Genomic DNA, 14,107 nt, shown 5'->3' with positions numbered 1-14,107 from the left:
GGAGGCCACTTGTTGGGAACGTCGAGGAACTCAAGGGAACCATCCTGTTTCCTGCCTCCCAATCACTTTATGGATGGTTCTCTCCAACCTGTGGATGGATGTTCACACCGATCGTACCTGCGCCATTCAAGCATTCATACGGGTAGACCTGAACCGTCTTGCCCATATAGGCCCTGATTTCACCAGTGACGCGCCATGTCTGGTCGGTCACTTTCATCACTTCCTTGAAGCGGTTTTGCCGTCCATCAACGCCGTACATCTTGGCCAGAGTGAATTTGGCGTGCGATGCACAGGCATTTGTGATCTCCTTTGGTTCAATCAGAGGATCATCCGCTGGAATGACGAGTGGCGGCGGAGGGGTCTCTGGTGACTGCGCTAACCGGAGTCCGATGCCGACAAGGGCGGCAAGAGGAATCAGCACAAGAAAGAGGTTCCGACGTGAGTAAGCGGTCATGGATAGGCAATACTCACCGTATCATTCGTGTCGCCATCACCAGAAGAAGTCACATGAAAGCCAGTGCTGCAACTCGTGCTCTCGTTCCCCACAGAGGGGTATCCGGCTGCTGTCAGGGTTGAGACATTTCAATCACCTTATTGTAAGGAGAAGCTCGTGGGTACTTGACAGCGGGTCCGGTACATTGAGATTGCCTCGTCAGCTCATGGAGACCAGCTCACGCCGCGATTAATAAAGACGCGTATTTCGACAGATTTACGTGACGGCGCTTCTCTATACTTTCTGCGTGACGTACTGGGCCGAACTGGTGGAATTGTATGAATACAAGGTCGCCGACGCAGTGGATGGCCGTGTGCCGCGTGGTGGGCGTCGCTCGCTGACCGAACTGCGTGACGCGCTGCTGAGTGCGCCGCTGGAACCGATGCTGCTGCGCCGAATGATGGAATGTGACCGCCAGTACCGCAACCTGCTCAAATCGGGCAGCGTGGCCCCGGTGTTGTCCCGCCCCGCGTCTGCTGCTGTGCCCGAGTGGAGTGCGCCCGCCCGCGCCGACAGCCCCGAATCCCAGTCCTGGGAAGAATTGCAGCGCATGGCCTGGCACACCCGGCTCAAGGCTTCGCTGCTGGAACTGGCGCAGTTATGGGGCCGTGAACCTGACCGAACCACCCTGCGAGTTCTGTATACCGTGCAGGAAAACGCCGAACGCGAGTGCCGCAGCATCGGAACACGGCTGGCCGTCCCGGCAGTGGGCGACCCCCTCGTCTCGCTGCACGACCCGGAAGTGGTGACCGACATTACCGTCGGCTTTGCCGATCTGCTGCTGACCGAAGAAGGCCGTCTGCGCGTCAGGACAGCCCTGTCTGCCGCCCATGAGGAACCCTTTGCCCGCCATCCGGATGAAGACGTGATGGAAGCCCGCATCGCCGCCGCCGAGCGCGAACGGCTGGCCCCCGAAGCCCGCGCCTCCCTGGTGGCCGCCCTGCGTGCCCAGTACCCACAGGCCCGCGACCCCCGCGAACGCCCCGCCATTCGGGAAGCGGCCCGCCAGTTGCAGCGCACGCTGGACGACCTGCTGGCGGCGGCCCCAAGCGCCACGATGGCAGGCACGCCCAGCCACAGCATCCTGTACGCGCAGGCCCCTCAGTCGGCGTTACCTACCCCCGACGACGGTAAAGACCAACTGGTGATTCATCTGAATGGAGGGCAGGCCGCTCAGTGGCGCGGCATGGACCTGCGCTGGCAACCGATCGGCAACAACTGGCAATTGCAATTTGGCCCCCATGTGGCGCTGCTCAGAACCGATCTGCCTGCCTCCGAGCGCAGCACGTTGATCGGGCCAGCCCGCGCCCAGATTCGGGTATTTATCAGCGGCGCTTACGTCCTGCTCAGCGTGGATGGCCGCCCCGAAGAAGATATAGGGCGGCTGGCATCCAAGGCGAGGGCCATCGCCCTTCTGCTGGACGACAATGAGCATTACGCGAACCTGCGCCTGGCCCGCGCCGCTGCCCAGTTGATGCGCGGCGGCAGTGTGGATACGGCGGCGCTCGGCTCCAGCAGCGCCGAAAAGTACGCCTCTGCTCCTTCCGAAACGCTGGTCGCTTTTGCACGTAAAGGGGTCGAGGCCCTGATGTCGCGTATTCAACGCTCGGCACCCTCCAACGTGGCGACGGGCATTCGCATGGCCGCAGAGCAGTTGGGACTGACAGACGACCGGGCCATCGGACTGCATCAGGCCCTGCACATTGCCACCTTCACGCCAGAATCTTTGCCCTCTCCGGCGGCCATGACCTCGGTGCAGTTGCCCCACGCCAGACAGTTTGTCAGTGTGCTGCTGGGCCAGGACCCCGTGACCCTCCGCAGCGGCGAGCGTGCCCTGACCCTCCGGCTGGACTATAAGGGCGAATTGGCCGCCGTATTGCCCGGACACCCGGCGGCCACCCTGCACGACCTGTTAGTGGTGCGCGTACCGGGCCTGAGCCTGCTGCTGGTGCGCCAGGGCACGTGGCTGGCCGCTGCCGCTCTACACGACGCGCCGCCGCCCAGCGATCCCAACGAACATACGCTGCCCGGCACGCTGGAAAATAAGTCGCCCGGTTATAACCTCAGCCACACCATGCACGCGCCTTTCGATACCAAGAACTGAGAGCAGCCCAGGATGGCAGGGACGCCCGAGCGGCGGCTCTCCGGTCTCCCCAATCGATTCACACCGTTCAGTGAAAAACGGACAGTATTTATATTTATTTTTGGCAACTGCCCTACAGCGGCGCTTCTTCTCCGCCGCGCTTTTCTTCGATCACTCCCAGACGGCGCGTTCCCGGATCGGTGGCGACGATCAGGGCAGCAACGCCTGTGATACCGAATACGGCGGCGTGGAGGGCCTGAGTTTCCAGAGCGCTGAAGGCGAGCGCGGCGCTGACGACCGCGCCGACCAACAGGGTGATCATGCTGCGGTCCAGGGGCGGGTGCGGGGTGAGGCGGGCCGCATTCCAGCGTTGGGCTGCCAGCGTGAGGAACACGGCTGCCAGCGGCCACGCCACAAGTTGCAGATTGGCAGCGTCTTTTTCTCCGACCTGACTGATGCCGTGCCCCAGCCCCACGCCCAGCATGATGATCCCCAGCGTGAAGGGCAGATGCCCGTAGAGCCAGACCAGCAGCGCCCCCACCCTGGAGTCATGGTGTGCCGACAGGATGGGCAGGAGGCGGGGCTGATCGAAGTACAGCCGCCAGAGCGCCACCGAGGTCAGGATGGCGAACAGCGCGGGGGCCAGGAAGGTCAGGCTCAGGTCCTGCTGCCGCCCACCGTTGACCACCTCGGTCACGATGGCTCCGAGCGCAATGATCTGGAGGAGGCCCACCCGTTCGGGCAGATGGCCCTGATGCGGCAGCGCCTCCAGACTGCGTGAACGGATCAGGATAGGCGTGAGGATATCAACGGCCAATGCCGCCACCCAGAAGCCCAGCAGGATACCCGGCGTGTGGACAAACAGGGCTGAAGCCAACCAGAGCAGGGCTGCCGCGCCAAAGCCTATGGCCGTGGGGCGCACAAAATGCACCGCGTCGGGAGCCTGTCGCAGAACGGCGAGGTACATGACCACCAGCACGGCCCGGTTGAAGGCGAAGGCCACCGCGAATAGCGCTCCTGTGTCCTGCACGTCGCCACGCAGAGACAGCGCGATCATGGACATGGACACCAGCTGGACAACCGTGCCCCAGCGGTAGGCGCGGCCATCGTTACCGTAGCGCCCGGCGAAGGTGGTATTGCCTGCCCAGGCCCACCAGACCGCCGTAAACATCAGCAAAAAAATTCCCATGTTCTCGGCACTGGGCGAGGTCCCCAGCCGCTTGGCGAGCTGATCGAAGCCCACCACGAAAATCAGGTCGAAAAACAGCTCCAGCCAGGACACCTTCTGTTCATCGGGCGTATCTCCATCGCCTTGTCCCGCTGCCGACGAATCCGCCTCGGAGACATTCAGGTCGTTCTCGATGTCTATGCCTTCGGGATGGCCCTGTGTCATCTCAGACCCTGGGCCATCTCATAACCTGGGTCATCTCAGGCGTCCCAGGCTCTTGCGGATCAGGGCGTCTGCCGTCTGTTCCGGATCAGCGCCCAGTAATTCGGCCACCACCCCGCGCACCTGGGCCTCACGGAATCCCAGTGCCAGCAGCGCGTCTATGGCGTCCCGGCCCGCGCTGCTCTGCACGGGCATCACCTTCACGCCGCCCACCACAGGCGCGGCCAGATGCTCAGGGATTTTGTTCTGAAGCTCCAGCACCAGCCGTTCAGCGGTCTTTTTGCCCACGCCCGAGACACTGCTCAGCAGCTTCACGTCGCCGCCGATCAGACCCTGAGCCAGTGCCGAGACCGGCATTCCTGACAGCATCGCCAGTCCCAACTTTGGCCCTACACCGCTGACCCCGATCAGCAGGTCGAACAGGCGCAGGCTGTCGGCGTCCGAAAATCCGAACAGCAACTGGGCATCCTCGCGCACCACAAAGCGGGTATTGAATTCGGCCACCTCACCGACTTTCAGGCGGCCCAGCGTACTCACCGGGCACTGCACCTCGTAGCCCACCCCGCCCGCCACCACCACGGCGCTTCCATCACGAATTTCGCGCACTACGCCACTCAGGTAAGCAATCACACGTGAGATTCTAGTGCGGCGCAGTGATTCAAACAGGGCCAAAGCTGGAGTGCAGGGTTTCGGTTGTGTTGAGAGTTGTGCGGCGCGGCAGCCCTGAACCTCACTGGGCTGATTTGTGCCGTCTAGGCCGACTTGGGCCTCACCAGGCTCAGTGTCAGCAGTCCTGCACCGATCAGACCAATGCCCACCGATCCCCACACGAATCCCTGTGCGGGATGGGCGGTGGGCGCGGCCAGCACCAGCGGGCTGAGGAACTGGCCCAAAAACACGGCGCTGCTCATTCCGGCAGTGATGCGCCCACGCCACGCGGCAGGCGTCAGATCGGCCAGCCAGGCGTAGAGGTTGGGAAACACCAGACCGCCGCCCAATCCAGCCACCACAAGGCCCACCAGCACGGCGGGAATGCTGTGGGCCGCAGAGACCAGGCCCCAGCCCCCGGCCAGCAGCAACATGCCCAGCGCAGCCACCCGCCGGGGGTCGAAGCGTCCGGCAAAGCGCGAATAACCGAGCGAGGTCAGAGCAGCGATCAGGGTAAAGGCCCCGAGCAGCAGGCCCGTCGCGGCGGGTTTGGCCCCCAACGCTTGAAGCAGAAACGGCCCCTGCGCGGGCATCAGGTAGAACACGGCCATGTAGGCCAGCGCCAGAAAGTACACCAGCGCCACTGCCAACCAGCGCGGTTTTTCGGCAGCTTCGGCTGGGGTCACGCCGCCCGGTACGCCCTTAGGCAGGCGCAACACCAGCGGAATCAGCAGCAGCGAAATCAGGTAGATGCCGAACGGCGCACGCCAGCCCACGCCCGCCAGCAAGCCCCCGAGCGGCAACAGCACCGCCCCACCGAAGCTGGTAAATGCCGCCTGCTGGCTCAGGAATTTGCCGCGTGCAGGCCCAGAAAACAGGTCGTTGACCAGTGCGCCGCCTGCGGTCATGGTTCCGGCCACTGCAAAGCCCAGGATCACCCGGCCAGCCAGCACCTCACCCAGAGACTGCACAAACAGCCCGCTGGCCCCGCCCACCGCGTACAGCACCAACGACCACAGCAGCACGGGCCGCCGCCCAAATCTATCGGCCAGGACGCCACTCAGGGGCGCACTGACGGCAATGACCAATCCCACGATGGTCAGCGCCAATTTGACCAGGAGGTTCGCGTTGGGCTGATCGGCAAAGTGGGCCTGCATGGCGGGCAGCGCGGGCGCGATGGTGGCCCCCGACATGATGGTCAGCGCGGCCAGCAACAGCAACGTCAGACTGGTCAGGCGATCTGGAAGGGCAGAGGGCGGGCCGGAAACCGTGGGCCGGGTATCAGCTGGAGTGGGTGCGGTGCGGGTCATGTCCGGTACTTTAACTTGAAAAAGTCAAGCAGTATGTCAGGTAAAGCTGCCTGAAGATCAGGCCGTCCAATTCTCCCGGCCAGTTGGCGTACTGCGCCGCGCCGCGTTTCGGGTAAACTCAGCCTATGTACCCCAGCCCCTCTCCCCTGCCCTCAGGCGGACGAATGCTGGCGCGAATGCCCCGGCTGGTCTGACACCGGATTTCTCTTCCAGTACCAATAATCGGGCAACTGTCAGGCAGAGGCACAGGGCGCGGGAAGAAGCGTTCTTTTTTTGTATCGGCGACGACGTACACCCAAGCTGCCTCCAAGCGCGGCTGGGTTCTGTATCTTAACTAGGTTGCCCCGGCGTTCCTCTCATCAGGGAAAGGGCCGGGCGAGGAGAAGGCCAACATGACGAATCAGCCTGAGAAGAAAGATTTTTTTATTACCACCGCCATTGATTATGCCAACGGTGCGCCGCACATCGGGCATGTCTACGAAAAAATCTTGGCCGATGCCATTGCCCGCTTTATGCGCCTGTCGGGGCGAGAAGTACAGTTTGTGACCGGCACCGACGAACACGGCGAAAAGATTGCCAAAGCTGCCGCCAAAGCCGGACAGACACCGCAAGCCTTTGTAGACGACCTGAGCCTACGGGCCTTCAAGGGGCTGTGGGACCGCCTGGAGATCAGCTACGACGATTTTATTCGTACCACTGAAGGTCGCCACAAACGGTTTGTACAGGAAGTGCTGACGCGCGTCCACGACGCCGGAGACATCTATTTTGCCGAGTATGAGGGACTATATTCGGTGGGGGCTGAGCGCTACGTGACCGACAAGGAACTGGTCGAAGGCCCGGACGGTGTGCGGCGCTATCCCGGCGACAAAGACCCGCCAGAGCTGCGGCGCGAGGCCAATTACTTTTTCAAGATGGAGAAGTATCAGGCGTGGCTGCTGGAGCATATCGAGGCCAACCCGGACTTTATTCAGCCTGCCGGATACCGCAACGAAGTTCTGGAAATGCTGCGCGAGCCGATTGGCGACCTCTCCATCAGCCGCCCCAAATCCCGCGTACCGTGGGGCATAGAACTGCCCTGGGACGCCGACCACGTCACCTACGTGTGGTTCGACGCCCTGCTGAACTACGTTTCTGCACCTGTCAGCCGGGGCCAATCTCCTGACGTGATCGGCACCGCCTGGCACGTGATCGGCAAGGATATTTTGAAGCCGCACGCCGTGTTCTGGCCGACCATGCTGCGGGCGGCGGGGCTGCCGCTGTACCGCAAACTGGTCGTCCACAGCCACATTCTGGCCGAAGACGGGCGCAAGATGGGCAAATCCCTGGGCAATGCGATAGACCCCGAGCAACTGGTGCGCGACCACTCCGTAGACGCCATCCGCTATACCCTGCTGCGTGAGGCCACCCTGGGTGCAGACAGCGCTTATGGCGAGGGCATTCTGGTCTCCCGCCTGAGCAGCGACCTTGCCAACGACCTCGGTAATCTGCTCTCGCGCACGGTCAGCATGGTGCAGAAGTACCGGGGCGGCGTGGTTCCGCAGGCCCACACCCCCAGCGAGCGCGAACACGGCATAGAGGCAGCGGCGCTGGCCCTGCCCGCCGAGATTTTGCGGCTGGTCAACGACCTCAAGATCAACATGGCGATTGAAGCGGCCATGAACTTCGTGCGCGATCTGAACCGCTACATCGCCGAAAGTGCGCCGTGGACGCTGGCAAAATCCGAGGACACCCAGTCTCGCCTGGATACGGTGTTGTACACCGCCGTAGAGGGCCTGCGCGTGGCAAGTGTGTGCCTGGAAGCCGTGATTCCGGCCAAAGCCAAAGAACTCCGCGCACAGTTGGGCTTGGGCGGGCAGACCTATACCCTGACCGGAGCCTGGGGCCTGACCCCTGCCGGAACCCGCGTGCTGGGCGGCCCGATTCTGTTTCCCAAACCCGAGAACGCCAAAACCGACCCGAACGAAGCCCCAGTCCCCACCCCCAAAAAAGAGAAACAGACCATGACCCAACTCAAAGAGACTCAGACCCAAGAAACTCAGCCTCCAGCCAAACCCGCTGAACAGCCAGCCGCCCTGCTGACTGCGCCCGCCCACGCCGTTCCGAGCAATACACCCGCTGCCAGCGAAGCCCTGATTTCCATCGACGACTTTGCCCGCATCGACCTGCGCGTGGCCGAGGTGCTGGCTGCCGAAGCGGTTGCCAAAGCCGACAAGCTGCTCAAGCTGACCGTGAAGATGGGCGATGAGGTCCGCACGGTGGTCAGCGGCATTCGTAAGTGGTACGCCCCCGAAGATCTGGTGGGCCGCAAGGTCATTCTGGTGGCGAACCTGAAGCCTGCCAAGCTGCGCGGTATCGAGTCTCAGGGCATGATTCTGGCCGCCGAAGACGATCAGGGCAACCTCGATCTGGTGGGCCTGAAACTGGATCTGCCCAGCGGCACCAAAGTTCGCTGAAGCCTGCCAGGATGGATACGGCCCCGCGTGGAGAGCGTGTGGGCCGTGTTGTTTTGTGGGGGCAAGGTGACTGAGCTAGAGGGTGAACCCCCCCGTTGCTGGCGCAACGCCCCCTTAGAGGTGAGGACTAAAGCTTTTGCGCTCCCCTTCAAGGGGGCTGGCGGCGAAGCCGACTGGGGGGTCACCTTCCAACACCGAATGCAGCTCCCTGACAACAAAGCCCCCACCCCGCCTCAATCCGCGTAAACTGACCCCATGCCGTTTGTGGTCGTCTCAGGATTGTCGGGAAGTGGAAAGAGCACCGCGCTCAGAACGCTGGAAGACGCGGGGTTCTTCATCACCGACAACTTGCCTCCAGAGTTGTGGGGGGCCATGCACGACCTCTCGGTGGCGCGGAAGCTGGATAAGGTGGCTGTGAGCACCGATGCCCGTACCCGCGACTTTCTGGGCGCTCTGGAAGACAGTTATGTGCGCCTGTCTCGCCGCCGTGAGGACCTGCATGTGCTGTTTCTGGAGGCCAATGCCGAAGTGCTGCTCAAGCGCTACAACCTGACCCGCCGCGAGCATCCGCTGGGCGAGTCACTGATGCTGGATTTTGCCCGCGAGCGCGATCTGCTGGCCCCGCTGCGGGCCATTGCCGATACCGTGATCGATACGACGCCCCTGAGCGCCGCGCAACTCGGCGAGCGGGTCATGCGGCTGTTCCGGCTGGAGCAGGAATTCGACCTGCGGCTGATGAGCTTCGGCTTCAAGCATGCGCCCCCCCGCGACGCTGATCTGGTCGTGGATGTGCGCACCCTCCCCAACCCCTATTACGATCCGGAATTGCGCCCCAGAACGGGGCTGGAGGCGGACGTGGCGGGATACGTATTTCAGGATCAGGCCTCGAACGACTTTTACGGCGAGGTACGCGACTTCGTGCGGTTGGCGGCTTCGCGGGCCAAGGCCTCCGGGCGGCGCGGCTATACGGTGGCGGTGGGCTGCACGGGTGGGCAACACCGCAGCGTGGCAGTCACGGCCCGGCTGGCGACCGATCTCTCTGAGCTGCATGCCCACGTGACCGACCACCGCGACATGAAATTGCACGAGGATTTATGACCACCGTGCCGCCTCCGAACAGCAGGCCGCTAGAGGCAGACGTACCAGAAGAAGCAGAGCAACAACCCACCATCCCCAGACGCCGTGACGAGGCACGCAAGACAGGCCGCCACGTTCGGCGTCAGGCGCGAATGTGGCTCTCTCCGGGAATGGGGGTCAAGCGTTGGCTGACGCTGTTTGCCATCTGCACCTTTACGGGGGCACTGGGATTTCTGCACTTTACCTGGACTGGGCCGTTGCATTTCACGGCCACGCGCTGGATTTTGTGGCTGAACAAGTTTACCGAGCCAGAAGTGCTGCCGCTGTACGTGGTCGGTGTGGGTCTGATGGTCCTGGCGTTGGGGGGCGCACTCTGGAGCATCGCCATGCTGAACCGCTCGATGCTGCGCGGCACGGGCACGGCTCCGGGTACGGCAGTGGTGGACTTGATCTACGAACGCCGTCATCTGGCACGCGGCGCGAGGGTGGTGACCGTGGGCGGCGGGACCGGCCTGTCTAACCTGCTGATGGGTCTGAAAGTCCACACGGGCAACATCACGGCGGTAGTCACGGTGGCCGACGACGGCGGCTCCAGCGGACGCCTGCGCGAATCGCTGGACATGATCGCTCCCGGTGACCTGAACGACTGTTACGCAGCCCTCAGCGACAGCCCCGTTTTGGCCCGCCTGCTGCTGCACCGATTCGGGCGCGGCGACGGCATCGAGGGTCATACTTTCGGAAACCTGATGCTGGCGACCCTCAGCGAAGAACAGGGCGGCCTGGGCGCGGCCATGCAGGATATTCATGACGTGTTGCGGGTGCGGGGTCAGGTGTTTCCGGCCACCACGCAGCCCACCACCCTGGTGGCCGCCCTGAGCGACGGGCGCGAGATTCGCGGCGAGAGCCAACTGGCAAGCAGCGTGGGTCAGGCCCGAATCCGCGAAGTGCGCCTTGACCCGCCCGATCTGCCCGCGCTGCCCGCCGTGTTGCAGGCCATCAAAGAGGCCGAAATGATCGTCCTGGGGCCGGGCAGCCTGTTTACCAGCATCATTCCGGCCCTCCTGATTCCTGATATTGCGCGGGCCGTGTGCGACTCCGGTGCGCCCCTGGTGTACGTGGCGAGCCTGATGAGCGAACCCGGAGAAACCACTGGCCTGACGCTGGAAGACCATGTGACGGCCATCACCGCACATCTGGGCCGGATGCCCGACTGCGTGCTAATGAACAGCGAACCCGTACCGCAAGCCGTGCGCGAGCGTTACGCCGCCGAGGGGGCATCGGTGCTGGATCTGACTGGGGCCAGCCGTGACCTGCGGGGCCGGGTTCGCAGCGCTGCCCTGCTCCAGAATGGACAGGCCCGCCATGATCCTGCGGCACTGGCAGCCGCCCTGCTGAACCTGATTTCCCGCGCCCGGAACGCAGCGTAAGGAGATCAGGAAGGACGCCCCAGTTGCAGAGGAAAGCGCCGCACCAGACCTGAAGGCTGCCGGGGAAGTGGCGGCACCGCGTAGACAACCCCCGATTCAGAACAGGTTTGAACTGCATTTCCTTCCTTAAACTTTCTCATTCTCCGCTAAACTCGGCAGGTGAAACGAGATAAGAAAACGCTGAGAATTGTAATGGGATTGGCCCTTTTATGTGCGCTGGCCCCGGCACAGGCACAATTGTTGCAACCATTGGCGGCAACGCAAACACAGGACATCCTGAAGCCTTTCGCGGCGGTGGGCAATGTGCTGACCCACGGCGATTCCAACATCACCCTGGATACGGCAGGCGGGCGCACGGTGGGCATCCTGGCCGAAGCCGCGCTGGACAACTCCGAGGATGTGGCCCGCGCCATCTTGGCCGCGTGGGGCAGCCCCGAAAGCAATCTGGCCGGACTCGTCAAGACCTTCAATGATCCCAAGTTTCAGGCCACCGCCCGCGCCGGGTTTGTAGAGCTGACCGACGACGCCGGAACCGAACTGATCGCAGTGAAACTGGTGGGCAAGGACACCGCATCCCGCTGGAGCGTGTACGTGGCCCTGAACATCCAGCCCGACAGCAATTTCCCGGCCACCAAAAATGTGTTGGGCAAGGCAGGTGCGCCCAACGTGCTCCGCGTTTTCAGCGACTTTCAGTGCCCTTACTGCAAGCAACTCTGGGATACGGCCATGACCGACTGGAAGGCCAAACCCGCCGAATACCGCGTGCTGCACTACCAGTTTCCCCTGTCTTTCCATAAAAATGCTTTTGCTGCCGCCGAAGCCAGCGAGTGCGCCGGGGCACAGGGCAAATTCGGGGCCTATGCCGACGTGCTGTTTGCCCGCTACAGCGACTGGACGCCGCAGACTGCCGCCGCCGTCAGCACCAGCTTCATTGCTTATGCCAAGACTGCTGGGCTGAATCCCACCGCTTTCAAAACCTGCCTGACCAATCACGCCTCTCAGAACAGCGTGAACGTGCAACTTGCCGCCGGAGAGGTCGTGAATATTCAGGGCACGCCTACCGTGTTCCTCAACGGTGTCAAGCTGTCGGACTACACCGACGCCGCCGAAATCGCGGCGGTGCAGGCCATCACGCAGGCCAAACCCAGCGCGTCAACGGTGATCGGGCAGCGGCTTCAAAGCTTCCGGTAGAGCATAAAAAGTGGACCGTGGATCGTGGTCAGAAGCTCTTTCCACGATCCACCTTCCTGCTTATTCCTGCTTATGCCCGCGAGTTGTATCGCTCCTGCAATTCGGCCAGCAGGGCATCAAAGCTGACGCCTTTGCGCTCCTTGTGGCCTTCGGGGGTGCGTTCGCGCACGCTGACTTCACGGCGCTCCTGCTCCTGATCGCCCACGACCAGCATCACCGGAATCTTGGACAACTCGGCGTTACGGACCTTGGCGTTCATGCGGTTGGTGGAATCGTCCACCTCGGCACGCAGGCCCACACGCTTGAACTCGGCGGCCAGGCTCTCGGCGTACTCGTTGTGGCGATCTGCAATCGGAATCAGGGCAATCTGGCGCGGGGCCAGCCACAGCGGGAAATCTCCGCCGTAATGCTCGATCAGAATGCCCACGAAGCGCTCCAGGCTGCCAAACGGCGCACGGTGAATCATGACCGGGCGGTGATCCTGACCGTCTTCGCCCACATAGCTGATGTCGAAGCGTTCGGGCAGGTTGTAATCCACCTGAATGGTGCCGAGCTGCCACTCGCGCCCGATCACGTCGCGCACCACAAAATCCAATTTGGGGCCATAAAAAGCCGCGTCGCCAGGTTCGACCGTGTAGGGCAAGCCCACTTCTTCCACCGCTTCCATAATGCCGCGCTCGGCAGCGGCCCAGTTTTCATCGCTGCCCACGTATTTGCTGCCTTCGGGGTCACGCGTGCCCACCCGGAAGCGCACGTCGTTCATGCCGAAGGTCTTCAAGACCAGCACCGTCAGGTCAAGCACATCCAGAAACTCTTTTTTGAGTTGATCCGGGCGGCAAAAAATGTGGGCGTCGTCCTGCGTAAAGCCGCGTACCCGCGTCAGGCCGTTCAGTTCGCCCGACTGCTCGTAGCGGTACACCGTGCCGAATTCGGCCAGGCGCACGGGCAGATCACGGTAACTGCGCGGCTTGCTGGCATAGATCCGCACATGGTGGGGGCAGTTCATGGGCTTGAGCATGTACTGCTCGTCGTCCACGGTGATCGGGCTGAAGTTGGAATCGCCGTAGTTCTGATAATGCCCGCTGGTTTTGTACAGTTCCAGATTGCCGATATTGGGCGTGATCACACCCTGATAGTCGCGCTGGAATTGCTGTTCACGCAGAAAACGCATCAGCTCTTCGCGCAGGATGGTTCCGTTGGGGAGCCACAGCGGCAGGCCGCGCCCCACCAGCGGATCGATGGTAAACAGCTCCATCTCGCGGCCCAGCTTGCGGTGATCGCGGCGCTTGGCTTCTTCCAGGCGCGTCAGGTACTCGTCCAGTTCCTTCTGGGAAGCGAACGCCACGCCGTACACCCGCTGCAAGATCGGGTTTTTCTCGTTGCCGCGCCAGTACGCGCCCGAGGTGCTCATCAGCTTGAAGGCGGCAGGCAACTTGCCCGTGCTGGGAAAGTGAGGCCCCCGGCAAAGGTCGGTGTAGTTGCCCTGCGTGTAAAACGTGATCGGCTCGTCTTCGGGAAGGGCGGCGATCAGCTCGGCCTTGTAGGGATCGTAGGCAAAGCGGGCCAGCGCCTCGGCCTTACTCACCTCTGCCCGCGAGAATTCCAGATTGCGGCCCAGAATCTCGCGCATGATGGCCTCGATCTGGGGCAATTCCTCTTCTTTCAGCGGCTCGGGCAGGTCGAAATCCTGATAAAAGCCGTTTTCGATGCTGGGGCCGACGCCGCGCTTGATGGCTTCGGGGCCGAAGCCTTTGCGCTCATAGAATTCGCCCACTGCCTGACTCATGACGTGGCCCAGCGAGTGCCGGAACAGGGGCGCAGCGTCAGCGGGGTTCTTTTTGGTGATCAGCGTGATGCGTGCGCCCTCGGGCAGCGGCGTCATCAGGTCGATCAGGTCGCCGTTGGCCGTGGCCGCCAGCGCGTCCTGAGCAAGGCGTGGGCCGATTGCTTTGGCGGCGTCCAGCGCGGTTGCGCCCGCCTCCAGGTCCAGTTGTTTTCCATCGGGAAGAACTACGTGCATTTACACTCCTTTGTC

The 14,107-nt window shown here is 62.6% G+C and carries 10 protein-coding genes; 5 read left to right on the top strand and 5 right to left on the bottom strand.

The genetic code is table 11. From position 1 onward, the window contains the following. Positions 1–67: 67 nt before the first annotated feature. Positions 68–421 (bottom strand): hypothetical protein, encoded by a 354-nt coding sequence (locus tag F561_RS0108355; RefSeq protein WP_157451667.1) that lies wholly within the window; start codon positions 419–421, stop codon positions 68–70. A gap of 319 nt (positions 422–740) precedes the next feature. On the opposite strand from F561_RS0108355, the gene F561_RS0108350 reads away from it, so the two are divergent. Then, positions 741–2,597: a hypothetical protein gene (locus F561_RS0108350; RefSeq protein ID WP_157451666.1), complete on the top strand. Its 1,857-nt coding sequence runs from the start codon at positions 741–743 to the stop codon at positions 2,595–2,597. Positions 2,598–2,709: 112 nt separating this feature from the next. Here F561_RS0108350 and F561_RS0108345 read toward each other — a convergent pair whose 3' ends face one another. From F561_RS0108345 to F561_RS0108335, 3 genes are all read right to left on the bottom strand, one after another. Next, positions 2,710–3,969 carry a low temperature requirement protein A gene (locus F561_RS0108345; RefSeq protein WP_019009503.1) on the bottom strand — a complete coding sequence of 420 codons (1,260 nt, stop codon included), beginning with the start codon at positions 3,967–3,969 and terminating at the stop codon, positions 2,710–2,712. A 30-nt stretch (positions 3,970–3,999) separates the two neighbouring features. Continuing rightward, positions 4,000–4,596: a Holliday junction branch migration protein RuvA gene (gene ruvA / locus F561_RS0108340; protein WP_019009502.1), complete on the bottom strand. Its 597-nt coding sequence runs from the start codon at positions 4,594–4,596 to the stop codon at positions 4,000–4,002. A gap of 122 nt (positions 4,597–4,718) precedes the next feature. Further along, complete coding sequence (locus F561_RS0108335) at positions 4,719–5,924, bottom strand: MFS transporter (protein WP_019009501.1); 1,206 nt, start codon at positions 5,922–5,924, stop codon at positions 4,719–4,721. A gap of 392 nt (positions 5,925–6,316) precedes the next feature. Between F561_RS0108335 and metG the strand changes: the two genes are divergently transcribed. The 4 genes from metG to F561_RS0108310 all read left to right on the top strand — a co-directional run bounded on the left by metG (position 6,317) and on the right by F561_RS0108310 (position 12,072). Then, complete coding sequence (metG, locus tag F561_RS0108330; RefSeq protein WP_019009500.1) at positions 6,317–8,377, top strand: methionine--tRNA ligase; 2,061 nt, start codon at positions 6,317–6,319, stop codon at positions 8,375–8,377. Positions 8,378–8,632: 255 nt separating this feature from the next. Then, positions 8,633–9,475: an RNase adapter RapZ gene (rapZ, locus tag F561_RS0108320; RefSeq protein ID WP_019009498.1), complete on the top strand. Its 843-nt coding sequence runs from the start codon at positions 8,633–8,635 to the stop codon at positions 9,473–9,475. A gap of 131 nt (positions 9,476–9,606) precedes the next feature. Further along, positions 9,607–10,881 carry a gluconeogenesis factor YvcK family protein gene (locus F561_RS0108315; RefSeq protein WP_157451672.1) on the top strand — a complete coding sequence of 425 codons (1,275 nt, stop codon included), beginning with the start codon at positions 9,607–9,609 and terminating at the stop codon, positions 10,879–10,881. Between the two features lie 159 nt (positions 10,882–11,040). Further along, entirely contained in the window at positions 11,041–12,072 is a 1,032-nt protein-coding gene (locus tag F561_RS0108310) for a DsbA family protein (protein ID WP_245556472.1), read from the top strand. Between the two features lie 70 nt (positions 12,073–12,142). Here the strand turns inward: F561_RS0108310 and thrS are convergent, their stop codons facing one another. Next, positions 12,143–14,092 carry a threonine--tRNA ligase gene (gene thrS / locus F561_RS0108305; RefSeq protein ID WP_019009495.1) on the bottom strand — a complete coding sequence of 650 codons (1,950 nt, stop codon included), beginning with the start codon at positions 14,090–14,092 and terminating at the stop codon, positions 12,143–12,145. Positions 14,093–14,107: the final 15 nt, after the last annotated feature.

The sequence above is a fragment of the Deinococcus aquatilis DSM 23025 genome (assembly GCF_000378445.1).
Lineage (GTDB): Bacteria > Deinococcota > Deinococci > Deinococcales > Deinococcaceae > Deinococcus > Deinococcus aquatilis.
Note: the sequence above shows the minus strand (reverse complement) of the source record. Positions and strands in the feature narration are given on the sequence as shown.

Bases quoted from the DNA above. Each gene is read 5' to 3' on its own strand.
- metG (WP_019009500.1), top strand. From the start codon at position 6,317: ATGACGAATCAGCCTGAGAAGAAAGATTTTTTTATTACCACCGCCATT.
- F561_RS0108335 (WP_019009501.1), bottom strand. From the start codon at position 5,924: ATGACCCGCACCGCACCCACTCCAGCTGATACCCGGCCCACGGTTTCC.
- thrS (WP_019009495.1), bottom strand. From the start codon at position 14,092: ATGCACGTAGTTCTTCCCGATGGAAAACAACTGGACCTGGAGGCGGGC.
- rapZ (WP_019009498.1), top strand. From the start codon at position 8,633: ATGCCGTTTGTGGTCGTCTCAGGATTGTCGGGAAGTGGAAAGAGCACC.
- F561_RS0108315 (WP_157451672.1), top strand. From the start codon at position 9,607: ATGTGGCTCTCTCCGGGAATGGGGGTCAAGCGTTGGCTGACGCTGTTT.
- F561_RS0108345 (WP_019009503.1), bottom strand. From the start codon at position 3,969: ATGACACAGGGCCATCCCGAAGGCATAGACATCGAGAACGACCTGAAT.